Origin of the sequence: Pseudomonas sp. Tn43, from assembly GCF_014192635.1 — a bacterium.
In the GTDB taxonomy this organism is placed as follows: domain Bacteria; phylum Pseudomonadota; class Gammaproteobacteria; order Pseudomonadales; family Pseudomonadaceae; genus Aquipseudomonas.
In genome coordinates, this window is record NZ_JACHYG010000010.1 from 108,916 (window position 1) to 133,894 (window position 24,979).

21 protein-coding genes are annotated in these 24,979 nt (G+C 59.5%); 9 read left to right on the forward strand and 12 right to left on the reverse strand.

Annotation, left to right across the window (positions count from 1 at the left end):
• Positions 1–109 precede the first annotated feature (109 nt).
• A complete protein-coding gene (locus FHW68_RS22645) occupies positions 110–826 on the reverse strand; it encodes a TraX family protein (protein ID WP_095633733.1) in 717 nt (238 codons plus the stop codon).
• A 122-nt stretch (positions 827–948) separates the two neighbouring features.
• On the opposite strand from FHW68_RS22645, the gene FHW68_RS22650 reads away from it, so the two are divergent.
• The 3 genes from FHW68_RS22650 (at position 949) to FHW68_RS22660 (ending at position 3,723) form a co-directional block, all read left to right on the forward strand.
• Positions 949–1,989 carry a low specificity L-threonine aldolase gene (locus tag FHW68_RS22650; RefSeq protein ID WP_095633667.1) on the forward strand — a complete coding sequence of 347 codons (1,041 nt, stop codon included), beginning with the start codon at positions 949–951 and terminating at the stop codon, positions 1,987–1,989.
• 245 nt (positions 1,990–2,234) lie between these two features.
• On the forward strand, positions 2,235–2,768 hold the full coding sequence (locus FHW68_RS22655; protein WP_183683184.1) for an REP-associated tyrosine transposase: 534 nt from the start codon (positions 2,235–2,237) through the stop codon (positions 2,766–2,768).
• Positions 2,769–2,898: 130 nt separating this feature from the next.
• Positions 2,899–3,723 (forward strand): NAD(P)-dependent oxidoreductase, encoded by an 825-nt coding sequence (locus FHW68_RS22660; protein WP_183683186.1) that lies wholly within the window; start codon positions 2,899–2,901, stop codon positions 3,721–3,723.
• A 142-nt stretch (positions 3,724–3,865) separates the two neighbouring features.
• On the opposite strand, the gene gbcB is transcribed toward FHW68_RS22660, so the two are convergent.
• Entirely contained in the window at positions 3,866–4,966 is a 1,101-nt protein-coding gene (gbcB, locus tag FHW68_RS22665) for a glycine-betaine demethylase subunit GbcB (RefSeq protein ID WP_183683188.1), read from the reverse strand.
• Positions 4,967–5,248: 282 nt separating this feature from the next.
• Here gbcB and gbcA point away from each other — a divergent pair, with 282 nt between their 5' ends.
• Positions 5,249–6,544: a glycine-betaine demethylase subunit GbcA gene (gene gbcA, locus FHW68_RS22670; RefSeq protein WP_095633672.1), complete on the forward strand. Its 1,296-nt coding sequence runs from the start codon at positions 5,249–5,251 to the stop codon at positions 6,542–6,544.
• Positions 6,545–6,584: 40 nt separating this feature from the next.
• Here gbcA and FHW68_RS22675 read toward each other — a convergent pair whose 3' ends face one another.
• The 3 genes from FHW68_RS22675 to FHW68_RS22685 form a co-directional block, all read right to left on the reverse strand.
• Positions 6,585–7,835: a metallophosphoesterase gene (locus FHW68_RS22675; RefSeq protein WP_095633673.1), complete on the reverse strand. Its 1,251-nt coding sequence runs from the start codon at positions 7,833–7,835 to the stop codon at positions 6,585–6,587.
• A 26-nt stretch (positions 7,836–7,861) separates the two neighbouring features.
• Complete coding sequence (locus FHW68_RS22680; RefSeq protein WP_183683190.1) at positions 7,862–9,730, reverse strand: hypothetical protein; 1,869 nt, start codon at positions 9,728–9,730, stop codon at positions 7,862–7,864.
• Positions 9,731–9,961: 231 nt separating this feature from the next.
• On the reverse strand, positions 9,962–13,414 hold the full coding sequence (locus FHW68_RS22685; protein ID WP_183683192.1) for a GMC oxidoreductase: 3,453 nt from the start codon (positions 13,412–13,414) through the stop codon (positions 9,962–9,964).
• A gap of 496 nt (positions 13,415–13,910) precedes the next feature.
• Here FHW68_RS22685 and FHW68_RS22690 point away from each other — a divergent pair, with 496 nt between their 5' ends.
• Positions 13,911–14,141 carry a hypothetical protein gene (locus tag FHW68_RS22690; protein WP_183683194.1) on the forward strand — a complete coding sequence of 77 codons (231 nt, stop codon included), beginning with the start codon at positions 13,911–13,913 and terminating at the stop codon, positions 14,139–14,141.
• Between the two features lie 335 nt (positions 14,142–14,476).
• Here the strand turns inward: FHW68_RS22690 and FHW68_RS22695 are convergent, their stop codons facing one another.
• The 7 genes from FHW68_RS22695 to FHW68_RS22725 form a co-directional block, all read right to left on the reverse strand.
• Complete coding sequence (locus tag FHW68_RS22695) at positions 14,477–15,043, reverse strand: GNAT family N-acetyltransferase (protein WP_095633676.1); 567 nt, start codon at positions 15,041–15,043, stop codon at positions 14,477–14,479.
• 235 nt (positions 15,044–15,278) lie between these two features.
• Positions 15,279–16,049, reverse strand: a complete 771-nt coding sequence (locus tag FHW68_RS22700; protein WP_183683196.1) for an electron transfer flavoprotein subunit beta — start codon at positions 16,047–16,049, stop codon at positions 15,279–15,281.
• Positions 16,050–16,064: 15 nt separating this feature from the next.
• Positions 16,065–17,285 (reverse strand): electron transfer flavoprotein subunit alpha/FixB family protein, encoded by a 1,221-nt coding sequence (locus tag FHW68_RS22705; RefSeq protein WP_095633678.1) that lies wholly within the window; start codon positions 17,283–17,285, stop codon positions 16,065–16,067.
• Positions 17,285–19,234, reverse strand: coding sequence for a dimethylglycine demethylation protein DgcB (dgcB, locus tag FHW68_RS22710; RefSeq protein ID WP_183683198.1), 1,950 nt, complete (start codon positions 19,232–19,234; stop codon positions 17,285–17,287). Before dgcB ends, FHW68_RS22705 begins: the two co-directional genes overlap by 1 nt.
• A 111-nt stretch (positions 19,235–19,345) precedes the next feature.
• Complete coding sequence (gene dgcA, locus FHW68_RS22715) at positions 19,346–21,406, reverse strand: dimethylglycine demethylation protein DgcA (protein WP_095633680.1); 2,061 nt, start codon at positions 21,404–21,406, stop codon at positions 19,346–19,348.
• Positions 21,407–21,421: 15 nt separating this feature from the next.
• Positions 21,422–21,952: a DUF5943 domain-containing protein gene (locus FHW68_RS22720; RefSeq protein ID WP_007907543.1), complete on the reverse strand. Its 531-nt coding sequence runs from the start codon at positions 21,950–21,952 to the stop codon at positions 21,422–21,424.
• Between the two features lie 78 nt (positions 21,953–22,030).
• Positions 22,031–23,008 (reverse strand): dipeptidase, encoded by a 978-nt coding sequence (locus FHW68_RS22725; RefSeq protein ID WP_007907542.1) that lies wholly within the window; start codon positions 23,006–23,008, stop codon positions 22,031–22,033.
• A 244-nt stretch (positions 23,009–23,252) separates the two neighbouring features.
• Between FHW68_RS22725 and FHW68_RS22730 the strand changes: the two genes are divergently transcribed.
• The 4 genes from FHW68_RS22730 (at position 23,253) to FHW68_RS22745 (ending at position 24,873) form a co-directional block, all read left to right on the forward strand.
• Positions 23,253–23,654 (forward strand): lysozyme inhibitor LprI family protein, encoded by a 402-nt coding sequence (locus tag FHW68_RS22730; protein ID WP_095633682.1) that lies wholly within the window; start codon positions 23,253–23,255, stop codon positions 23,652–23,654.
• A gap of 214 nt (positions 23,655–23,868) precedes the next feature.
• Positions 23,869–24,123, forward strand: coding sequence for a type II toxin-antitoxin system RelE/ParE family toxin (locus tag FHW68_RS22735; protein ID WP_095633683.1), 255 nt, complete (start codon positions 23,869–23,871; stop codon positions 24,121–24,123).
• Complete coding sequence (locus FHW68_RS22740) at positions 24,107–24,430, forward strand: helix-turn-helix domain-containing protein (protein WP_095633684.1); 324 nt, start codon at positions 24,107–24,109, stop codon at positions 24,428–24,430. Before FHW68_RS22735 ends, FHW68_RS22740 begins: the two co-directional genes overlap by 17 nt.
• A gap of 26 nt (positions 24,431–24,456) precedes the next feature.
• Positions 24,457–24,873, forward strand: a complete 417-nt coding sequence (locus tag FHW68_RS22745) for a DUF3010 family protein (RefSeq protein ID WP_183683200.1) — start codon at positions 24,457–24,459, stop codon at positions 24,871–24,873.
• Positions 24,874–24,979: the final 106 nt, after the last annotated feature.

Sequence of the window (24,979 nt, forward strand, 5' to 3'; positions counted from 1 at the left end):
TTGCCCGCGATAGCGGTGGGTCATCTGACATCAATGCTGGATAGGATGCCGCCATCGCGGACAAGCCCGCTCCCACGGGGTTTTGCGCCCCTCTTTAGAAGCCCAGGGGTCAGGCGATAAGCTGGCGCAAGGCCAGAAGCACGAGGAAATGTGCGGGATAGAGCCCATACGCCCAACGGCGCATCGGCGGCGGCCGAATGTCTTGGGCGTGTCGCAATAGCAACAGCCCCAGCAATGGCGCGATCAGACAAGCGGCAATCCCGAGGATGGCTGGATTGCTGTGAAGTCGCGCAGCGTAATACAGCACTTGCCACTGATTCGCCGCCAGGCAGACCAGCCCCGGCAGCAGGCTGAAATACCACGGGCGGTTAATCACCCACAACATCGTCAGCGGCAACAGCACGCCAAAGAAACCGAACATCAGTCGCTCCGGGAACAGTGCCGCCAACAACAAGGCACCGGCCGCCAACAGACGCGACGCAAGCATCCGGTTCTGCCAGCCAAGGGCGACCAACAGCCCCAGAATCAGCGTGGGCAACACGTTTAAGGTGTTGTGATCCGGAATGTACATCCGATAAGGGATTTCGCTGACCGCGCTAAACAGCAACAACCAACCGAAGTAGCGCCACTGCCCGTCAGTGGTTACCGGGCGAGCCCGCGACAGGTTCGCCGCCATCGCCAGGCAGAACCAGGGGAACGCCATTCTGCCCGGCACATACAGCAGATCGACGGAGTAACCGACATATCGCAGGTGATCGAGCACCATGCTCAGCAGCGCCAGCCATTTGAGCAGATCCAGCGCCCCGTCCCGTTGCGTCATGTGCATAATTGCCCGTATTTTTCTGACAGCATCATCCCGTGTGCTCTCCTGACGATCTTGGGTAAAGTGCGCACCATCATTGACCACGATGCTCTTCACCATAAGAGCCTCGACCACGGAAGCCGGCCATGACCGACAAGAGCCAACAATTCGCCAGCGACAACTATTCCGGTATCTGCCCTGAAGCCTGGGCTGCCATGGAACAGGCCAACCACGGCCACCAACGCGCTTATGGCGACGACGAGTGGACCGCCCGCGCGGCCGATCAATTCCGCAAACTGTTCGAAACCGATTGCGAAGTGTTCTTCGCCTTCAACGGCACCGCGGCCAACTCATTGGCGCTCTCTTCACTGTGTCAGAGTTACCACAGCGTGATCTGCTCGGAAACCGCCCACGTCGAAACCGACGAATGCGGTGCACCGGAGTTTTTCTCCAACGGTTCCAAGCTGCTCATTGCCCGCACCGAAAACGGCAAGCTGACGCCGGAATCGATCCGCGAAATAGCCCTCAAGCGCCAGGACATCCACTACCCCAAACCCCGTGTCGTGACCCTGACCCAGGCCACCGAAGTCGGCAGCGTGTATACCCCGGAAGAAATCCGCGCCATCAGCGTCACGTGCAAAGAACTGGGCCTGAACCTGCACATGGACGGCGCTCGCTTCTCCAATGCGTGCGCGTTTCTTGGCTGCTCGCCAGCCGACCTGACCTGGAAGGCCGGCGTTGACGTGCTGTGCTTCGGCGGCACGAAAAACGGCATGGCGGTGGGCGAAGCGATTCTGTTCTTCAACCACAAACTGGCCGAAGACTTCGATTACCGCTGCAAGCAAGCCGGACAACTGGCGTCGAAGATGCGCTTCCTTTCGGCACCGTGGGTCGGGATTCTGGAAAACGATGCCTGGCTCAAATATGCTCGCCACGCCAACCACTGCGCACAGCTGCTGGCCGAACTGGTGAGCGACATTCCGGGCGTGGAACTCATGTTTCCGGTGCAGGCCAACGGCGTGTTCCTGCAACTGTCGGAACCGGCCATTGCCGCACTGACCGCCAAGGGCTGGCGCTTCTACACCTTCATCGGCAACGGCGGCGCACGGTTCATGTGCTCGTGGGACACCGAAGAAGAACGCGTACGGGAATTGGCGACGGATATTCGGCACGTCATGTCGACCTGATTGTACTGATCGTTCCCACGCTCTGCGTGGGAATGCCTCTTGGGACGCTCCGCGTTCCTGCCTCAACGCCGACGCAATGCCCAATACCGCAGTGACGCAGAGCGTCACGGGCTGCATTCCCACGCAGAGCGTGGGAACGATCACGGTGGCGCATCGCAATTTCTTACTCACTGCGCGGCGCTGTCCTCTAGCCCCCTCACGCAACCCCGTTCACCCTAGTCATTCCCCCGCAAAGGAATGCATCCATGGGCCGAAGCCGCTACACCATCACCGAACCCGACAAACCCCATTTCCTGACCTGCACAATCATGGAATGGCTCCCACTGTTTATCCGCCCCTACATTGTCGATCACCTGCTCAATTGCTGGCGCTATCAACAAACCTGCCAAGGTCTAAAGCTGTATGGTTACGTCGTCCTGGAAAACCATCTGCATTTCGTTGCCGAAGCTCCAGACCTGAGCAAATGCCTGCGCCAGTTCAAATCCTTCACCGCCCGCCAAATCATCGACGATCTGCAAAACAAAGGCGCAGAGCGCGCGTTGCAGCGCCTGCGTTTCAGCAAGCGCGCTCATAAGAAAGATCGGGTTTATCAGTTGTGGCAGGAAGGTTCACACGCAGAGATGGTGTACAGCGAAACGGTGATGCGCCAAAAGCTGGATTACATCCACTACAACCCGGTTAAGCGTGGGTACGTAGATCTGCCGGAGCATTGGCGCTATTCCAGTGCGAGGAATCATGCAGGGATGGAGGGGCTGATCGAAATACAGCGTTGGTATTGAGGCTCATAGCCCCCCAAACCTGATCATTCCCACGCGGAGCGTGGGAACGATCAATGATCCCGCAAGGTTGGTCTACATTGACTGGCGAGCCGTTTCGATCCGCATCGATACAACAATCAGGAGCGTACGCATGTCATTACAAGGCAAAACCCTGTTCATCACCGGCGCCAGCCGTGGTATCGGGCGTGAGATTGCGCTGCGGGCCGCCCGCGATGGGGCCAACATCGTGATTGCCGCCAAAAGTGCCGCCCCTCATCCCAAACTGCCCGGCACCATTTTCAGCGTGGCGGCGGAAGTTGAAGCCGCGGGAGGCAAGGCACTGGCCTTGCAGGTGGATGTGCGTGATGAAGTTACCGTGCGCCAGGCCATGGCCGACGCCAGCGCGCATTTCGGCGGCATCGATGCGTTGATCAACAATGCCGGGGCAATCAAGCTGACCGGCGTGCAACACATTGAACTCAAGCGCTTCGACCTGATGCACCAGATCAACACCCGCGCCGTGCTGCTGTGCAGCCAGGCCGCCCTGCCTTATCTGAAAATAACTGGCGGCCACATCCTCAACCTGTCGCCGCCGCTGAATCTGGCCACCAAGTGGTTCGCCCAATACAGCCCCTACACGGTGACCAAATACGGCATGAGCATGCTGACCCTGGGCATGAGCGAGGAGTTCGCCAACTACGGCATCAGCGTCAATTCCCTGTGGCCACAGACCATGATTGCCACGGCGGCCATTGAATTTCAGTTGGGGTCACGCGAGTCGTTCAAACATGCGCGCACACCGGCGATCATGGCAGATGCCGCCCATGTGATTCTGGACAGCGGTGGTCGCAGCATCACCGGGCGGTTGCTGATCGATGAGGAGATTCTGCGGGAGCATGGCGTGACGGATTTTGAAGGGTATCGGTTTGCGCCTGATTCCACCGACAAACTGATGACGGATCTGTTTGTCGACTGATTGAAGCGCCCCCCTTTTTTTGCCGGCCCCTGTAGGAGCTGCCGAAGGCTGCGATCTTTTGATCTTGATCTTAAAAAAGGTCAAAAAATCGCAGCCTTCGGCAGCTCCTACAGGTCGGCAGCCATCAAAGATGAAGCGTTATTTAGTACTCGATCCGCACGTCGCCCTTCGGCACGCTGCAGCACGACAGGATGAACCCTTCGGCTTCGTCTTCCTCGGTAATCCCGCCGTTGTGGTCCATTTCGACCTCGCCGCCCAGCTTCATTACCTTGCACGTCCCGCAGATCCCCATCCCGCAGGCTTTCGGGATCAGCAAGCCAAGCTTGGCCGCCGCCGCATGCACGGTTTCGCCCGGCGCCACGCGAATGCTCTTGCCGGAGGCGGTGAATTCCACCTGATGCAGATCCGCCGCATCGACTTCCGGAGCATCCGCTGCTTGTTCGGCTTGCTCCACTGCATCAGCGCGGGCTTCCGGCGGCGTCGCGCCGAAGGATTCCTCGTGATAACGCTTCATGTCGAAACCCGCCGCCTCAAGCATGCGCTTGACCGCGTTCATGTACGGGGTCGGGCCGCAGCAGAAGACTTCGCGGTCAAGGAAGTCCGGCGCCATCAGTTCGAGCATCTTGTGGTTCAGGTAACCGCGATAACCGGCCCACGGCTCGCCCAGACCATGCTTCTCGCAGATCAGGTGCAGGCTGAAGTTGTCGATCCGCGACGCCATGTGTTCCAGCTCACGGTGGTAAATGATGTCTTTCGGTGAACGGGCGCTGTGGATGAATACCATGTCGACATTGCCGTTGGTGTCGTAGAACCAACGGGCCATGGACATGCACGGCGTAATACCGACGCCGCCACTGAGGTAGAGCACTTTCGGCGCAGGGAAGTCCATGGCGTTGAACAGCCCGACCGGCCCGTGCACCGCCAGCTCCTGGCCTTCATGCAGAGTGTCGTGCAGCCAGTTGGAGACTTTGCCCCCCGGCACGCGCTTGATGGTCACCGAAAAGCTGTATGGCACCGACGGCGAGCTCGAAATGGTGTACGAACGCATGATCGGCACGCCCTCGATTTCCAGCTCCAGGGTGACGAATTGCCCCGGCTTGAAAAAGAACATGATCGGCTGGTCGGCCATAAAGCAGAAGGTGCGCACATCCCAGGTTTCCTGGATGACTTTGACGCAACGGACGATGTGTCGACCATTGGCCCAGGTCTGGGTGGTTACCGGATTCAGGAAGCTGTTGGACATGCTGTTCTCCACGGCCGACTACCGGCCTTTATGTTGGCGATTCTGCTTATAGCGCAGCCCCTCCATTTACCTATCTGCGACATTCACATACTTATCGCGACCAGCCCCCAATTACCGGGGGTTACGCGTCGGGAACAGATTGGGCCATGTCGCCCATGGATAAGGTTCTGGCGAGCGCCGGCCCCACACTCGCCCCATACCAAGAGATAACCTTTACACCTTGCGTAGCAAACCTGATCAGCCACTTTCGCGGCCACGCAGATGGCCTTGAGGAAACACACGATGGACGTCACCACTACCCTGAGCCTGGGCGATCCACTGGAACCCGCACGCAAGGCCACCGCGCAGATGCTGCAAGAGCGCGAGCGCACTTTCTCGCTGCCGCAGCCGTTTTACTCTGACGAGCGGTTGTTTGATATCGACATGCAGGAAATCTTTCAGAAAGAGTGGTTGATCGCCGGCATGACCTGCGAGATCCCGACCAAGGGCAACTACCTGACCCTGCAAGTCGGCAAGAACCCGATCATCGTGATTCGTGGCGCCGATGGCGTGGTCCATGCGTTCCACAACGTCTGCCGTCACCGTGGTTCACGGCTGTGCACCAGCGAAAAAGGCAAAGTCGCCAAGCTGGTCTGCCACTATCACCAGTGGACGTATGAGCTGGACGGTCGCCTGCTGTTCGCCGGCACCGAGATGGGCGCCGACTTCGACATGAAGCAATACGGCCTCAAGCCGGTAAACGTAAAGACCGCGGGTGGCTACATCTTCATCAGCCTGTCGGAAAACCCGCCGGCCATTGATGACTTCCTGTCGACGCTGAACCATTACATGGAACCGTACGACATGGAAAACACCAAGGTGGCGGTGCAAACCACCTTGATGGAGAAAGCCAACTGGAAACTGGTGCTGGAAAACAACCGCGAGTGCTACCACTGCAACGCGTCGCACCCGGAACTGCTGAAAACCCTGCTGGAATGGGACGACGTCACCGACCCGCGTGCCGACCAGGCCTTCAAGGACCACGTCGCTGCGTCGGCCGCCGCCTGGGAAGCCGAGAAGATTCCTTACGCTCACGCCAGTTTCGGCCTGCGTAACCGCATCGTGCGCATGCCGCTGCTCAAGGGCACCGTGTCGATGACCATGGATGGCAAACAGGGCTGCGCCAAACTCATGGGCCGCATCAAGAACCCGGATCTGGGCTCGATGCGCATCCTGCACCTGCCGCACTCGTGGAACCACTGCATGGGCGACCACATCATCGTGTTCACCGTGTGGCCGATCAGCGCTCAGGAAACCATGGTCACCACCAAGTGGATCGTGCACAAGGACGCGGTCGAAGGCGTGGACTACGATGTGGAGCGCATGCGCCAGGTCTGGGATGCGACCAACGACCAGGACCGTCGCCTGGCCGAAGAAAACCAGCGCGGCATCAACTCCACCGCGTACCAGCCAGGGCCTTACTCCAAGACCTATGAGTTTGGCGTGGTGAACTTTGTGGATTGGTACAGCGAGCGCATGCTGAACAACCTTGGGGCCGAGCCTGCGCCGTACCTCAAAGGGGTTCCGGTTCAAGGCTGACCTGTCACGCTGATCGTTCCCACGCTCCGCGTGGGAATGATCAATGGGCTGACGAACACCACCGCACCGATCCATCCTCGCCAATAAACGTCTCCTCGATGTTTTCCCCCACCAGCCGCACCTTCACATAACCGTTCAACACCCGATCCGGGTACGCCTCATCCCGCGCATTTTGCGTTTCCGACCACAGCACCCGCGAATGCCCGTTCAGCTCGCTGGCATTGCCGTAGGGAATCGCTCCGTGCCCGGCGCAGCGCGCATGCAGCCCGCCTTGTGCGGCATAGCAGATGCCGTTGTGCAGATGCCCCCAATACCAGTAATCCGGCTCACGCCCCAAGGCATCGCACACCGGTTGGTACAGCGCCGTCTTGTTGTGCCCGGTAATGTCGAACCCCTGATGATGACTGAGCACCATGATTTTCTTGCGCTGAGGCAGCCCCTTCATCCAGTCGATCTGCTCCTGGTTCAGCGCACCGTCCATGTACAGGTTAATCGGATCCGAGGCATACGCCGTGTCGAGGCCGATCACCAGCCAGTCATCGTTGTACAACGCAAAATAACTGGTGCCCTGCTGCGCCGGAAAACGCTTGGCCAATTCCTTGAAATAACCATGCGCGCCGCTGTACATCTCGTGGTTGGAGTTGAGGGTGAACGAGCCCTGCTTGCCCATGGGCCAGCCGACCATGTCGACGTCTTCCTGGGAGTGGGTGCCGGCGTAATACACATCCCCCAGATGAACGGTGAAATCGGCCTGGGCCAGTTGCATCTGGTTGGCCACCGATACCGCCGGCGCATGGCTGTCGAACGGCCCGGTGCCCCAGTCGCCGGCGATGGCCAGGGTCACGTCACTGTCCATGCGCATCAACGCCGGGTTGGTGGCGAACGGTGCGTGATGCCGCAGGTTCTCGATCCACTTGAGCAGCGCCTCGCTCCACAACAGATCCAGCAGTTCCCATTTGCGACAACCGAGCAAGCTGCCGTCCTTGAGCACTCGGGTTTGCAGCTCGTCTGCCGATTGCGGCAAGGGAGTGGCGTTACCGATATGCAGGATCGACAATCCGTGGGCCAACTCCCACGGCACACTCGGTTGATCGTCGGGCAAGTCGCCGTTTTTGAGGACGTAGTGCGCCTGATCGTGGCCCCGTTTCAACAGCGCGACGATGGCCTCGTACTCCTTGGGTTCAAGCTCGCTGACGAGCTTCTTCCAGGCCATTTCCAGACGAGTGACCACGCCGTGCAGACGCAGCTTGACCTTATCGTACTCGTGCTCCCAATGACTGACCAATGACATGTCGCGTTCCTCCATCCGTAGTGGAATTACAGGGTTTTCATGAACTCGATGAGCGCCCGCTTATCGAGCTCCGACAGTTGCGTGCCGTACAGGTGGCCGCCGTTGTGGTTGCCCTCCAGGCGCGTGTCGTATTTGAAGTCCGCCGAGGCCTTCATCTGCTGGCCACTGGTGACGAAACCGACTTTGTCCTGGTCGTACACATCGGAGCCGGTGAAGAACACCAGCGGTCTCTTTTCCGGTGGTTGCAACAAATCCCACAGGGTCGGCACCGAACCGTTGTGCAAGTACGGCGCGCGCAACCAGACGCCGTCGGTGGGTGTGTTGCTATAGCTCTGGGTCTTGCGGTAGGCGCCAAAGTCGAACGGCGATTTCTTGAAGCCATGGAAAGCCGTCACCAAACCATTGGTGAACGAGTTCAGCCGATGGGGATCGGTGCCCAGTTCCTCAATGTTGGTGGTGACCTGGCCGGTGTCGGTGCGGCCGAAATCATGACAACCGGCGCAGTTGTTTTCCCAGACCGGTTTGCCCCGTGCGACCTTGGCCTGATCCAGCGCGAACGGCCAGGCCGGCGCCTTGTGGCCCAGCAGCCAGTTGGTCACTCGATTGAAGCTGGTCGGCAACACCGACTCGGGCGTTGCGCCCACGGCCATGGCCGCCGCGTAGTTACGCTCATGGATGTCGTTGTTGTTGCCGTCCCAGTGCAGGTACAGCGATTCCCGAGGCTTCTGGTTCCAGACTTGCGGCAAGTCGACGGTGCCGATGGTCGAGTCATCCGGGAAGCCGAACACCACCATTTTCGTCGGGTTGAACGTGTCGGTGCGCCCCGGCCCTTGCGGGGCGCGCAGGCGTTGCCAGGCATAGGCCTGCTTCTGCTTGACCAGCGCGCTCGTGGCCATCGGAATGATCACGTAGCGGTTGTACAGGCGCTCGAAGAATCCGAGCTGGAACTTGCTGTTGATCGCCGTCATCACCGCCTCAGGGGTGAATGTCGGGTCACTGGCGCAATTGTAGGCAAACCACTGGAAGGCCTGCAGCTGCAGGGTATTGGCCGGCGCGGTGGCCACCGGGATGGCGACGTCGCTGGTAGTGGCCCGGTAGGAACCGGTGTGGCACAGGGCACAGTTGGGTTCCACGGTCGGGTAACCGATCTGCCGCTTGGCCATGCCGATCGGCAGGTCCTTGCCGTTCTCATAGAGGAAACCAAAAACTTCGTAGCCGCCGGGTTTCGGCAGCTTATCCGGGCACATCTGTGGCAATACGGCGAACAGGTAATAGGGAATCCGCGCTTCGATGCCCAGGCCGATGGCGCCGTATTTGTAGTGGTCCTCATCGGAGGCGTATTGCTCTGCCGGCACCACCCGCAGCATCTGGTACCAGGTTTCGTAACCGATAAATCCCAGCGCCAGCACCACGACCAGTGTGGCGACTTTGAAGCTGTGCCGCTGCCAGCGTCGCGCCCAGGCTGCGCGCCACGCATGCCAGCCGTCGCGGAGCAATGCCCAGGGTCGATTGGCCGGCGCGCTACCCAGGTACAGCAGACCCCCCAGGATCAGGAACAGGCTCAGATCGCCCAGCAGCATTGGCACGAATACCTGAGCCTGGTTGCTGGTGTTGATCAGGTAGATCCAGAACGCCACGGCAACCAATCGGGACAGCACGCACAGCCATGAATGCACGACGTATTTTGGCGCGTTGAAACCTGACGGCATGTAGAACAGGCTGATCCCCACCAGCAGCATGCCGGCGTTTTCCAGCCATGGATCGGAGAGTTGCGGCGGCATCCCGAGCATCGAGGTCAGCAACGCCGGCGCGAACAGCGCCGGAATTGCGAAGACCATGTTCATCACAATGCCTAGCCAGATGAAGCGTTGAAACCAGCGGATGTAACTGTCCATGGCATCCATTTCCTTTTGACCCAATCCACCAACAAATCTTGAGTGGGCACATACCTGTGGCTAGAGGCTTTTGTGGCGAGGGGGCTTGCCCCCGTTCGGCTGCGAAGCAGTCGTGAAACCTGCAATCGCGGTGTTCCTGAATGACCGCATTTGCCAATTTTGGACCGCTTCGCGGCCCAACGGGGGCAAGCCCCCTCGCCACAACAAGCACCCGGCCACAGGTAAGCAGTGCTAGCCGAGGGCGGTTTTCTCCAGATGCTGCAGGATGATCGGGTACACATCGAGCACCGCATTCTTGCCGAACATGCAGTCGATATGCCCGTAACCCGGCACCACATGCCGGCTGTAGCGCTCCGGTCCATGGGCTTTGCACACGCGCTCATAGGTCTTGAGCGTGCTTTCCGGCAGGTAGCACTGGTTGTCTTCGCCGCTGATGAAACAGATCGGCATGGTCAGCCGGTCGAAGTGCGGCATGTAGACGTCCTGGCCTTTGAAATCCACCAGATGGCCTTTGCGCAGGATCAACGCCAGGTGCTCGAAGGTTTGCATGTTCGATTCGCCGAACAGCTCATGCAGGTTGTCGTGCAGGGTGTCGTTGAGCGTGTCGTGGCGGTACAGCGATGCGTACATGAAAGTGATGCGATGGCACACAGGGTTGGTGCAGTAGCCTTGGGCCTCGATGCGGGCGTAGCCGTTGAGGGCCTTGTCGTAAAGTTTGTTGAACCAGCTCTCCTTGTTGTCGGCATACGCGGTGAGGGATTTGATGCCGATGGCGTCAAGCATCCCCGGAAGGTGCAGGCCGGCCTTGAGCCCGGTTGCCGTGGCGACCACCGTATCCGCGGCAATCTGCGAACACACCACCGACCGCACGCCCTGCAACCCGGCCAGCAGCGACATGAAGAAAGTCGTCGCCCCGTAGCAATGCACCACGCATTGCACGTCCGCGGCCTTGGTCGCTTGCTGGATCTGCGCGATGGCGGCCTTGAAGTCGTACTGCGCAATCTGATCGCCGTTCCATTCGTGCTTGCTGGCCGGTATCAGAATGCTGACCCGGAAATCCAGCAACCAGACGTCGTATTCATGCTTGCACAAGTACTCCAGCAGGTTGGTCTGGATGGTGTCGGTGGAGAAAATATTCGAACCCACCCCCAAGCCATGCACCAGCATCACCGGCCCTTTGCTGCCACCCTGATAGCGGGTCAGGCGTAGCTGTACGTCGTCTTCGGTCTGGAAGAACTGCACGCTGGGCACCGGCGCATCCAATGGGCGTTTCTGCCGCGGCGGTGCATCGGGATTGAAGTAAATGTCGCCAGCGAATACCCCGCCGTAGCTCTCCCACAAGATGCCGGCGAAGAACTTGCCGAACCGCGCCAGACCTTCGATGCGCTCGCGTTCGTTGCGCGCGTTGAGCACCTTCATGGTGGTCATCTGCTTGGCGAAATCGGCGGGATGGATGTGCATCACCCCCGAGCCCAGCACTTCACCGCTCTTGGCCGACCCGCGATACAGCGTCACGTAAAGGGTGCTGGTGTCGTGCCAGACATTCAGCACGCCGTTGTCTTCGGGCACGGTCTTGAACGCACTGAAGAAATAATCGCTGCCGTCCTCGGCGGTCAGTTTCATGTCGTAATTCATGTGCCGCACGCCCACCTGTTCCTGATATTCCTCGAACAGGTTGAACACGCCATTGCTGGCGGTCAGCGGTTCCGGTGACAGAGCCGGCGCATCGAGCGTGCCGACCAACGTTGCGGCGTGTTCCGGTTCCTTGATCATGCGGTTGAGGTCGTTGGCGGTGATGGTCAAAGTGAACTCGATCGGCGAGTTCTCCGACTCGCCACGTTTGGCCGCCGCTTCGTAGAGCTTGAGATCTGTGCCTTGAGGCTGAGTGAACGCTTTGGAGAAATAGCCTTTCATGGTTTCGGTGAACTGCACGCCGAGGGTCGGCGGCGCCACCTGTTTGCGCGGTGCCGAAGGCAGCGTGTAGTCGATGTGCCAACCGCGATCGGCCGCCAGCAGCCCCATGTTGCGCTCGCTCACGGCAGAAATGGTCAGCAGCGGATTGACCGCCAGGGAAGTCGGAATCACCGCACCGTCGGCCACGTACAACCCGGCGTAGACATCGGTGCCACGGGTGCTGCTGAATACCTGCCCCTTGTGGTTGACCACGCCCTGCTCCGCGTCCTCGCCCATCACGCAACCGCCCAACGGGTGAACGGAAACGATGCTGTGTTTGAGCAGCTCGGTCCAGATCGGATTCTCCACCCAGATCCCGCCTAATGCCTTGGTGCTCTGGTGCAGTCGCTCGTTACCGAGTTTGACGTTTTCCTGCTCGCCAACACCCGGCCAGTCGATGCGCAACTGATCCTTACTGTCGAGCACCATGCGACCCTTGCCGTCGTCGTGGCTCATGATCAGGTAGGTCTGCATGTTGTGCAGAGCGCCGTGATACGGGCCGCGCAGGAAGCTTTCGGTTTCGCGCCCGGCGTACTTGAGCTTGCCGGCGAAGCTGTCATCGGTGGGCTTGCCGATCAAACCGGCGAATGCGGCCATGCTTGGCACCATCGGCCGGCCGAGTGCGCCGGGGATCGAGCCTTCTTCGATGACCATGCGGCTGCGCCAGTCGCCTTCGGTGCGCATGTCGATGATCGAGGTGATGCACGGGCCGACCGGTTTCATTTCACTGGCCGGATGGGCGCCGAAACCGATGCCGTTGATCGCTTGGTCACAGTTGTGGCCAAAGCCGAGAATGTCACCGTTGCCGCTCATGTTCTCGCCGAGCTGATTGGACGTCGACAAACCTTTGTCCCGCGAGCGCAGGAGAATTTCGGTGGAACCCAGGGTGCCCGCCGAAACCACGACGACGTCAGCCTTGACGAACAGCGTCGGTGCCGAGAACTTCTCGCGGCCGCTGTCCAGGTACTGGAAATGCACGACCCAGCCGTCGGCGTCGCGTTCCAGATGTCGCACCTCGGCCTGACAGAAAATCTCTGCGCCGTGGTTCCAGGCATCCGGCAGGTAATTCATCAGCGTGGTGTTCTTGGCCTTGTTGTTACAGCCCGACACGCAGTCGCCGCAGTGGTTGCATGGCAGTTGCTCGACGCCGACGTGGTTGAGATTGTTCGGCAGTTTGTCGAAGGTCACGTTGATCGGCGGTTTGTAGAAATGCGCCCCTTGCTTGAGATACTCCGCAGATTTTTTGTTGGCCTCCAGTTTCGGCAGCACCGGCGAGGTGCTTGGGTAGGGATTGGGCTTGAGCATTTCCCGAGCGCGGGCGTACCCATCCTTGAGTAACGTGTCCCGGTGTTCACGCACTGCCAGCGGCCAGCGCGGATCGTCGAACACGCCGGGCTCCGGTTCCAGCGCAACGTTGGCATTGATCAGCGACGTGCCGCCCAGGCCGCAACCGACCACCACGTTTTGCTGGGCATTGACGTGCAGGTCGAACAGCCCGGTACGCGAACCGATGTGCCCGTCCGGGTCATGGACTTGCAACTCTTCGGTGGCCGCCAACATCGTATTGGGGTATTCGCCGGGCTGGATTTCCCGGCCCCGCTCCAGCAGGCACACCCGCTTGCCGGCCCGGGACAGTCGCGAGGCCGCGATCCCGCCGCCGTAGCCGGAGCCGATGACAATCACGTCGTAATGTTCCTTGATGTCGCTGATGGGCGTGGCGATCCGTGGCATGGGTCATTTCCTCTCAGGCAGGTGGGCAACTCTGTGGTTGCCTGCAATCGATAAACGAACAAACACCTGGTCGCCGGGCACGGTCGAGCCTCAACGGCAGCGGCGTCAGGGTATGGAAAGGCTTCGGGTGCTATAGGCGAGCGCGCTGATTGGTAGCGCGACGGTGAATCCGTTTACGCAGCAAGGTGGCGGGTGTCGGGACACAGGTCACGCAAGGGCTTGGGTGCTGACGTGGCTGGCTATCCATCACGCGTTCTCCCTGAACCAGATGTGGATAAGTGACGGCTATCCTTTGTGCCATGAGAGTGAAGACAGGCGACAGATCGAAGTCAAGAAGCGCCTTAGAACTGTATGAAATCTGATCTATCGCGTTGTGGCCTATAGGGGCCGTGGCTTGCAGGGTTTAGCGAACAAGTTATCCACATCTCCACCCACAGCTATTGGGGACAACTGTGGACGAGAGCGCAAATTTATTCACAAAAAAGGAAGAAAAACCGTGACTTATCCGCAAGCAGGGTTTTATGCAGGCGATGATCATTTTTTAATCAGAAGCCTGCAAGGCACGGTTTATATGGCGCGTAGACGACGGCGAACACCTTATCCACAGAAGCGCCAACAGACTTTGGGGGCAACTTTGCAGGTTCTGTGGAAAACCGCTGAAAGCCGCAAGAATTGCGGGTTTGCGCAAGAATCAATGAAGGAAAACGAGCAATTGAACATTATTTGATCAACTCGCTGTAAGCCACGGTTTGTATAGCTTGTAGCGGACAGCGAACATCTTATCCACAGAAGCGCCAACAGAGATTGGGGGCAAGTATCAGCTTGCAAGCGCCATCACTCTGTGGAAAAAGCTCGAAGAAACCGTGGCTTAGGCTGGTTATTTTTTGTACGGAAGGCTGCAGGGCTTGCTGGGCATGGGGTGTAGCGAGGGGCGAACATGTTATCCACAGAAGCGCTAACAGGGATTGTGGGTAAATGCCCAACCCTGGGTCAGGCAACATCGATGGTGAATGTCAGTCTGTCATCGCGAGCAGGCTCGCTTGTCGCAGGTGTTCGATATTCTTACGGCCGATACATCAAATACGCCTCCCCCGTCACCCGAATCATCGGGTGGGGCGTGATCTGGCAAGTATCGACGATCCGGAAGCCATGGCGCTCATAAAATCGTCGGGCGCCGGTGTTCACTGCGTAGTCGATCAGGCTCAAGCCGTTGAGCCCCAGCTGATTGGCACGGTCGTAGGCGTAGGCGAGGAATTGTTGACCCAAGCCCTGATTGCGCCAGCCCTCATGCAGGGCCAGGCTCGAAATATAGAGGGTGTCGGGGATTTCCATCGTGGCGTACGGCGCCAAAACCGGATCGGTCACGGGAGCGGCTTGAGGATCGTGGCGCATCGCATAGCTGTGCAGCATGCCGATGACCTCTCCCTCGGCCTGCGCGATCAGGCAGTTCTGATAGGAGAAGTCGACGTCTTCACGAGCGTAACGACTGGCACCAACCTCCAGCAGGTCCTGGCCGGGTTGCGCCAGTTGGCTCCAGATGTAATCCGCCGCACCTTCCGATGAAATCTGAAACAAGCGAGCAATTTCCCGCGCATCCGCACGCACCGCCGGACGAAATTCAACAGCCATTATTTCCCCAATAAACTTCGGTGAGATGATTTTCAGGTTCTGCGTTTCCGGTATTTCATCTGCCCGGCACGAGCACTCTGTGGGAGCGAACCTCTGTGGCGAGGGGGCTTGCCCCCGTTTGAGTGCGCAGCACTCACATGATCTTTGGTACATCAGAGATTTCAGGACTGCTGCGCAGCCCAACGGGGGCAAGCCCCCTCGCCACAGAGGCTCCTACATCTATGGTGACGACTTATCAGCGAACCACGCCTTCTTCAATCAGCAACTTGAGAATGGCTTCAGCGCCCGCTTGCGCGGTCACGCCTTTCAGCACCTGCCCACCGCCACCACTGGCCTTGGCCGTCGCGGCTTTCATGCGGTCCGCACCACTCTTGGCCTTGATTACTTTCAAGCGTTTGGGCCGTGGCTTGGCCGGTTGCAGTGTGGCCATCGCCAGCAGTTCATCGTCGATCACTTCGACTTCATCCGCCTGCAATACCCCGCGACGTGCCGGACCGTAGGCGCTCTGCCGAGGCTTGGGGGCGGCGTTATCCACAGTCGCCAAAAAGGGCAGGCGCACTTTCAAGCGCCGACGCTGCCCGCGAGGTAGCGCCTGCAGCACCAGCGCCGAGCCACCGTCGATGGATTCGACCTGGGCCAACCCCACCACCAGCGGCCAGCCAAGGCTTTCGGCCAACAGGAACGGCAACATGCCCGAGCCTTCGCCGGTTTCCGCCTGACTGCCGGTCAGCACTACTTGAGCGCCCGCATCGCGCAAATACGCGGTCAACGCCGGCAGCGCATCCGCGCCTTCCGGTTGCTCCAGCACATGCAGCTGTTCCAGGCCCATGCCCAGATAAGCGCGCAGCGCCGGCTCCGCGACGTCGCCGGCATGCAACACTTGCAGGTTATCCCCAGCCAGTTGCAAACCCAGTTCAACCGCCCGCGCATCTTGCTCGGCGCGACGTGGCCGGCCGGAGGTCGGGTGGGCGCCGATGGACACCAGGCTGATGATTTTCGTGCTCATAACCCTTTCCTTTCCTTAAGCCGCATCGCGCTTGGCTTCATTACGGTAAGCCGCTACCGCATCGATCAAGGCTTGAAGAAGCTCGGCGCTTTCGCCGATCACCGACAAGTCGGCCCGTTTGATCATGTCGCAACCAGGATCGAGGTTGATCGCCACCACCTTGTCGCAGGCACCGATACCTTGCAGGTGCTGGATCGCCCCGGAAATGCCCACCGCCACGTAAACCCGTGCCGTGACCCAAGTGCCGGACGCACCGACCTGACGGTCGCGAGCCATGAAGCCGTCGTCCACCGCCACCCGCGATGCCCCTTCGGTCGCGCCCAACGCCTCGGCCGTCCTGTGGAAAAGTTCCCAGTCCTTGACCCCGTTGCCCCCGGAGAAGATGAACTCCGCTTCAGCCATCGGAATCGCCGCCGGGTCCACCGCCACCGCGCCCAGATCTTCGATCCGCGACAGGCTGCGGGCGACCGCTGTGGATAACTCCACTGGCAAAGCTTCGTGACGGGTTTCGCTGACCGGTTCGGCGCATTCGGCAGCCGCCAGAATCAGGCGGGCGACCGGACGCGCAAGGTCTTGCAAACCAGCACCGGCGCGGCCGATACACTCCTGATCCTTGACCTGCCAGACCCGCGTGGCCGGGCGTTCGCCCAATGCGGCGGCAAAGCGTCGACCCAATTCGCCACCACCGCTGCGGCTGTCCGGCAGCAACCAGTGGCGGGGGCTGAACTGGTTATCCACAGCTCGCAGGCCCTGAACCCGTTGTTCCGGTGCATAACCGCTGAACTCGTCGCCTTCCAGTACCAGCAAGCGGTCAACGCCAGCCGTGGCGAAGGCGTTTTCCTTGTGCTCACCGAACACCACAGCCAATACCGCGCCGTCCTTGCCGGCCAACTGATGGGCCAGGCCGAGCAAGTCGCGGTCGTGGCTGCTCAAGCGGCCGCCGACCATGTCCGGTACCACGCTGATGTAGAACGCAGGTGCAGCCACTTGATGCAGCGGCAATTGCACTTCAACCGCGGCCGAGCGTTTGGTCGCCCCGCCCTGCTGAGCACCGCTGCGGTCGATCCGTTTGATACCGTTGGGGCCGATAAAACCGATCCCGTGAGGGTTCTTGCGGATGATGCCGTTAGGCCCCATCCAGCTGTGTTGCGCCGGTTGCATGGCCGCATGCAGCGGGTGCAGGCGGTTGCGGGCGATCCATTCGGCGCGTGGGTCGCGGCGGATAATGTCGCTCATCAATGCACCTCCGCAGGTTCACGTTTGGCCGGTGCCGATGGCTTTCCCGGCGCGGCGTCTTCGAGCAGCGCATCAGCCACCAGTTCGGCGATGTCCTTGATTAGTGGGCGCGGTTCGACCACACCTTCGAGCATCGCGGTGCACTGTGGGCAACCCACGGCCACCAGTTCGGCGCCGGTTTCGCGGATGTCTTCCATGCGCATGTCGGGAATCCGCTGTTTGCCCGGAATGTCGGTGATTGGCGCACCGCCACCACCGCCGCAGCAGCGCGAACGGAAACCGGAGCGTTGCATTTCCTTGATCTCGATGCCCAGGGCACGCAGCACTTCACGCGGCGCCTCGTATTCACCGTTGTAGCGGCCGAGGTAGCACGGGTCGTGATAAGTCACGCTGTTGCCTTTGTGCTGACCCAGGTTCAGGGCGCCATCGCCAATGATCTCCGCCATGTAGGTGCTGTGGTGTTGCACGAGGTAGTTGCCGTCGAAGGCGCCGTACTCGTTTTTCAGCACGTGGAAGCTGTGCGGGTCGCAGGTGACGATGCGGTTGAAGCTGTACTTCGCCAAGGTCTGGATGTTGCGCTTGGCCAACAGCTGGAAGGTCGCTTCATCGCCCAGGCGTCGTGCCACGTCACCGCTGTCGCGCTCTTCAAGCCCCAGCACCGCGAAGTCGACCTTGGCCGCTTTCAGCACTTTGACGAAGGCACGCAAGGTGCGCTGATTGCGCATGTCGAAGGCCCCGTCGCCGACCCAGAACAGCACGTCGGTGGATTTCTTCTCGCTGAGCAGGTTCAGGTTCAAATCCGCCGCCCAGTTCATCCGCCCGCCCGGCGCGAAGCCGCCCGGGTTGTCGGTGGCGATCAGGTTTTCCAGGACTTCGGCGCCCTTGTTCGGGGTTGCGCCTTTTTCCAGCGTCAGGTGACGGCGCATGTCGACGATGGCGTCGACGTGCTCGATCATCATCGGGCATTCCTCGACGCAGGCACGGCAAGTGGTGCAGGACCACAGGGTTTCAGCGTCCACCAGACCATTGACAATCGGTTGATGCGGATTGCCGCCGTGTTCGCCGATGGCTTTGCCTGGATACGGGCTGCCAGCGAATTTGGCGTCGGTACCGCCCGCCAAACCAACGACCATGTCCTGAATCAGTTTTTTCGGGTTCAGCGGCTGACCAGCGGCAAACGCCGGGCACGCGGCTTCGCATTTACCGCACTGCACGCAGGCGTCGAAGCCCAGCAGCTGGTTCCAGGTGAAATCCTTGGGTTTTTCCACGCCCAGTGGCGCGTCCGGATCATTCAGGTCCAGCGGCTTCAAACCGGTGGAACGGCCGCCGCCAAAACGCTCGGCGCGACGGTGCCAGGCCAGGTGCAAGGCCCCGGCGAAGGCGTGTTTCATCGGCCCGCCCCAGGTCATGCCGAAGAACAGTTCCGACACGCCCCAGAGCACCCCGACGCCGAGGATCGCGGCGACCAGCCAGCCACCGAAGTTTTCCGGAAGGATGCCGGCGACCGGCAGGGTCAGCAGGAAAAACGATGCCGAGAACGCCATCAGGCTTTTCGGCAGGCGCATCCACGGCCCTTTGGACAAGCGCGCCGGTGGGTTGCGACGGCGCAGGAACATGAAGATCGCGCCGACAAACATCACCGCCGACATCAACAGCAGTGCATAACCGAGGATGCGGTTATGCAGGCCAAAACCATGCACCAGAATCGCCAGCACAATGGAAGCCACCGCACCACCAGCCGTGGCGACGTGGGTATTGGCAATGTATTTGTCCCGCGCGACGACATGGTGCAAATCGACCATGTAGCGTTTGGGCATGGCGAACAGGCCACCGATCAGGTCGACTTTCGAAGCCCGGCCTCGGCGCCACATAGCCACCCGCCGCAACGCGCCCAGGACAGCCAGGCCCAAGGCAGCGAACAACAGGATTGGAAGAAGGGTGTTCAACATCAGAGTCACCTCTGGCGAGGTGCAAGCTACAAGCTACAAGCTGCAAGAAAGAGCAGCGGCGAGGCTGAGCTTTTACTTGCGGCTTGCAGCTTACGGCTTGCAGCTACGCCGTCAAAAATCCTTACAGAGCCGGAGTGCGTCATAAATGGCGGCGTGGGTGTTGCGCTGCGCCACGCAGTCGCCGATGCGGAACAGCAAGTAGCCGTCGCCCGCCTGGCTCAGCGAAGGTTGCGGCTTGATCGCGAACAGGGCTTCGATGTCCATCTGGCCTTTGTTGCGCGAGCCTTCCTTCAGCGCGTAATAGATTTCTTCGTCCGGGCGCACGCCGTTTTCGACGACCACCTGATCCACCACCCGCTCCTCTTTGGCGCCGGTGTATTCGTTTTCCAGCACCGCCACCAGCTTGTCGCCTTCGCGGTAGACCTTCTCCAGCATCATGTCGCCGGTCATGATCACTTCTTTGGGGTACATGCTGCGGTAGTAAGTCGGGAACGACGTACCGCCGATGGCCACGCCCGGCTTGATGTCGTCGGTGACGATCTCGACCTGGCTGCCCTTGTCAGCAAGGAAGTCGGCAACCGACATCCCCGTGAACTCGCAAATGGTGTCGTATACCAGCACGTTCTTGCCCGGTGCGACTTTGCCGTCCAACACATCCCAACTGCTGACCACCAGGCCTTCAGCCGCGCCCCAGTGTTCGTTCTGCTCCAGGAACGGATGACCGCCAACGGCGAGCACCACCACGTCCGGACGCAGGTCGAGAATGGTCGCCGCATCCGCCGCCACGCCCAGGCGCAGGTCGACTTTCAAACGTGCCAGTTCCAGCTGGAACCAGCGGGTGATACCGGCAATCTGATCCCGTTGCGGGGCTTTCGATGCGGTAGTGATTTGCCCGCCGATGAATTCTTTCTTCTCGAACAGGGTCACGTCGTGACCACGTTCGGCCGCCACCCGAGCGGCTTCCATCCCGGCAGGACCGGCACCGACCACCACGACTTTGCGCTTCACACCGGTCGATTTCTCGATGATGTGCGGCACGCCCATGTATTCACGGGAAGTCGCGGCGTTCTGGATGCACAAGACGTCCAGGCCCTGGTACTGACGGTCGATGCAATAGTTGGCGCCGACACACTGTTTGATCTGGTCGACCTGGCCCATCTTGATCTTGGCGATCAAATGCGGGTCGGCAATGTGGGCGCGCGTCATGCCGACCATATCGACGTAACCGCCTTCCAGAATTCGAGTCGCCTGGTTCGGGTCCTTGATGTTCTGCGCGTGCAAAACCGGAGCCTTCACCACTTCCTTGATACCGGCGGCCAAATGCAGGAACGGCTCCGGTGGATAACTCATGTTCGGAATAACGTTGGCCAGGGTGTTGTGGGTGTCGCAACCCGAGCCCACGACGCCGATGAAGTCGATCATGCCGGTGTCGTCGTAGTACTTGGCGATCTGTTTCATGTCCTCGTGGGACAAGCCGTCCGGGTGGAATTCGTCACCGCACAGGCGGATGCCGACGCAGAAGTCCGGCCCCACTTCCTTGCGCACAGCCTTGATCACTTCCAGGCCGAAACGCATGCGGTTTTCGAAGCTGCCGCCCCATTCGTCGGTACGCTTGTTGACCCGCGGGCTCCAGAACTGGTCGATCATGTGCTGGTGCACGGCAGACAGCTCGACGCCGTCCAGGCCACCGGCCTTGGCCCGCGCGGCTGCGCTTGCGTAGTTGCCGATCACCCGCCAGATTTCTTCCGGCTCGATGGTTTTGCAGGTGGCACGGTGCACCGGCTCGCGGATGCCCGACGGCGACAGCAGCGTTGGCCAGTGCTCGCCGTCCCAACGGGAACGACGACCCATGTGGGTAATCTGGATCATGATCTTGGCGCCATGCTTGTGCATGGCGTCGGCCAGATTCTGGAAGTGCGGAATGATCCGGTCGTCGGCCAGGTTGACCGACTTCCACCAGCCTTGCGGGCTATCGATGGCCACGCTGGAAGAACCGCCGCAAATCGCCAGGCCGATCCCGCCCTTGGCTTTCTCTTCGTAATACTTGACGTACCGGTCGGTGGTCATGCCGCCGTCGGTGGCGTAGACCTCGGCGTGCGCGGTGCTGAGCACGCGGTTGCGGATGGTCAGTTTGCCGATTTGAATCGGTTGAAACATTGCTTCGAAAGCCATGGCGGGTTCCTCGACTTACAACGGCTTGACGGTGAACAAACCGTCGTCGTGGCCTTCTTCGGAGCCACCGTAAACCTGTTCTGCAACGGTGCGGATCGAGCTGCCACGGGCTTGAAGAATCTGGTCCATGGCACCGGCGAACCAGCCAGTGAACATGTAGTCGACCTTGCGCCCGACCTTGCCGTACACGTAGACAAATGCGGAGTGTTCGAGCTTGACGCTGGCGGTGCCTTTGTCGAGGTCGATGTCCTGAATCTTGAATAGGCCCCAGCCGCGTTGCGACAGACGCTTCATGTAGTGCTCGAACACTGCGACGCCTTCCAGGCCATGGCATTCGGCTTCTTTTTCACACCAGTGCCAGGCGGACTTGTAGCCGGCCTTGTAAAGGATTTCGGCGTAAGCGTCGGCGCCCAGTACTTCCTCGATGCCCATGTGGTTGTTGACGAAGAAATGGCGCGGCACGTACAGCATCGGCAGGGCGTCGGAGGTCCAGACACCGGTTTCGCTGTCGACTTCGATTGGCAATTGCGGGGCGATCTTGGCCATGGAAACTTAACTCCAGAAAATTCGTTGTGTTGCCCCCGGCACGGACGGCCGGGGGAAAGGATTCAGAAATGCGGTGGCTTATTCGCCCCAGACGTCCTTGAGGACATTCACCCAGTTCTCGCCCATGATCTTGCGCACCACCCGCTCGGAGTGGCCGCGTTTGAGCAGGGTTTCGGTCAGGTTCGGGAACTCGCCCACGGTGCGAATGCCCAGTGGGTTGATGATCTTGCCGAAGCTGGTCAGACGGCGGGCGTAGCCCTTGTCATGGGTCAGGTATTCAAAGAAGTCCTGGCCATGGCCTTGAGTGAAATCGGTGCCGATGCCGATGGCGTCTTCGCCAACGATATTCATGGTGTATTCGATGGCTTCGGCGTAGTCGTCGATGGTCGAATCGATACCCTTGGCCAGGAACGGCGCGAACATGGTTACGCCGACGAAACCGCCGTGATCGGCGATGAATTTCAGCTCTTCATCGGACTTGTTGCGCGGGTGCACTTTCAGACCCGACGGCAGGCAATGGGAGTAGCAGACCGGCTTCTTGGACTCGAGGATGACTTCTTCGGAAGTTTTCGAGCCAACGTGGGACAGGTCGCACATGACGCCGACACGGTTCATCTCGGCGACGATTTCACGACCGAAGCCCGACAGGCCGCCATCGCGCTCGTAGCAACCGGTACCGACCAGGTTCTGGGTGTTGTAGCACATCTGCACAATACCGACGCCGAGCTGCTTGAACACCTCGACATAGCCGATCTGGTCTTCAAACGCGTGAGCATTCTGGAAACCAAAGAGGATGCCGGTCTTGCCCTGCTCCTTGGCCTTGCGGATATCGGCGGTGGTGCGCACCGGAATCACCAGGTCGCTGTTCTCGCGGATCAGCTTCTGGCTGGCGGCGATGTTGTTGACAGTGGCCTGGAAGCCCTCCCACACCGACACGGTGCAGTTGGCCGCGGTCAGACCGCCCTTGCGCATGTCTTCAAACAACTCGCGGTTCCACTTGGCAATAATCAGCCCGTCGATAACGATGCTGTCGGCGTGCAATTCGGCTGGGCTCATCAGGCTGTCCCCTATTAGCGATTCATGCGCCGAATCGTGTGCCGGCGCTTTGGGGCCAGCATATGCCTCGGTGCAGGGGTAGCCGGGTGCAAAAACGACAGGGGGTTTGCCGAAAGCGTCAATCCGCGACAAAGGGTCGTCAATAGGCGTCGTTGCCTACCTATCCAATGTCGCCCGCTTGGGCCAGAATTCGCCGCACTGGATGTTTACTGAATGCATGACTGGATTAAGGGGCGGCGGCGTAATGAAATCGATCTTCCTGGCTTTGGCACTGATAGCGACGGGCGTACAAGCCGCTGAAGAAGCCGACGACAACCCCTGCGACGCCGTCGAAAACGAAATCCAGACCCTGGAATGCTCCGCCTACAGCAGAACCACCGCCGAACAACTGCTGAGCGAAAACTACCAAAGCCTGACCGAGCGCATGCAAACGCTTTACGGCAACAACAAGACGCAACTGACCGACATCACCGCCAAAATCAAAACCGCGCAACAGCAATGGCTGAAAACCCGCGACGCGGATTGTGCAGTCGAAGCATTCCCGGCGACGAGCGGTAGCAAGGCGTTCACCATCGCGCAAAATGATTGCGTGGCACGCATGAGTGACGAGCGGTCGGAGTTTTTGGAGTCGATTGGGCAGGAGTGATCCTGAATCGTCCGTCGAAAGCTGGTAGCCCCACCAGCTTTTTTACCTTCAATTAAGATCTTTCCCACAGGTGTCACCGAGCATGCCTACAACTCTCGCTGAGTAAGGGTTAAAGCAGTTTTTTTCGAGCAACATCCCGACAAATTTCGTTTATTGGCCACCTGAAAAATATAAGTAAAGATTCGCAAAATCTTATAAAAGACTTATATTCTCCATGAACAGCATTCACTGGACTCGAAAGGCCGTAAAGCAGCTCTTGAAATTGCATTCCGTTCATCAGATCCAGGTTCGTGATGCCATCACGGCGCTAGCTGGCATGCCTGATGTAGGCAATGTCAAAGTACTGGTTGGTCATGATTACGCCTATCGACTGCGAGTCGGTCGTTATCGGGTCATGTTCAACTGGGATGGCGCGATCAAAGTGGTCAGTATTCAAGAGGTCAAAAAACGCGATGAACGCACCTACTGAAATTCAAATCATCAACGACGCGGAGGGAAAACCGGCATTCGTGGTCATTCCTTACGCGCAGTATGTGGCGCAGAAGATCGAGCCCGATCTGATCCCCCACGAAGTGGTCAGTCGCATCGTCGATGGCGCGACACCCATTCGCGCCTGGCGCGAATACCTGAACCTTACGCAGGATGAAGTTGCCAAGCGCATGGGCATTTCCCAACCGGCTTTCGCCCAGCAAGAGACGGTCGCCAAGCCCCGCAAGGCAACCCGTGAAAAAATTGCCGCTGCTTTTGGCATTACTGCCAACCAACTAGAGTTGTAAGTTGAACGCCAGGAAAAGGGACTGAAATGAGAATCTGCGGCATTGAAATCAAAGGCAGCGAAGCGATCATCGCCGTGGCCTCCCTCGACGGTCAGGCGCTCAGTCACGTCGCCCTTGCCACCAGGAAAATCGCCCTCGACGAGGATGACGAAGCCGCCAATGTCAAAATCTTTGCCGCTCAGGTGGCGTCGTTTGTTCGCGAGAATTCCATCGACCGGGTCGTGATCAAGAAGCGCAGCAAGAAAGGCGAATTCGCCGGTGGGCCGACCACGTTCAAGATCGAGGGGATTTTCCAGTTGCTGGAAAATTGCGAAGTGACGCTGCTGTCGCCCCAGACCATCAATGCGCAGAACAAGAAGTTCGATTTTGCCCTGCCGCAGACGCTGAACAAGTATCAGCATGAGGCGTACAAGGCGGCGTGCTCGGCACTGATGAAGAAGTAAAAACAACACATACCTAATGAAATGGCTACCCCCGCCTCCCCCCCTGTGATCGCCCACTAAGCTTTCACCGGGGGCTCATCGGAGATCATTGCCATGAACAACGTAG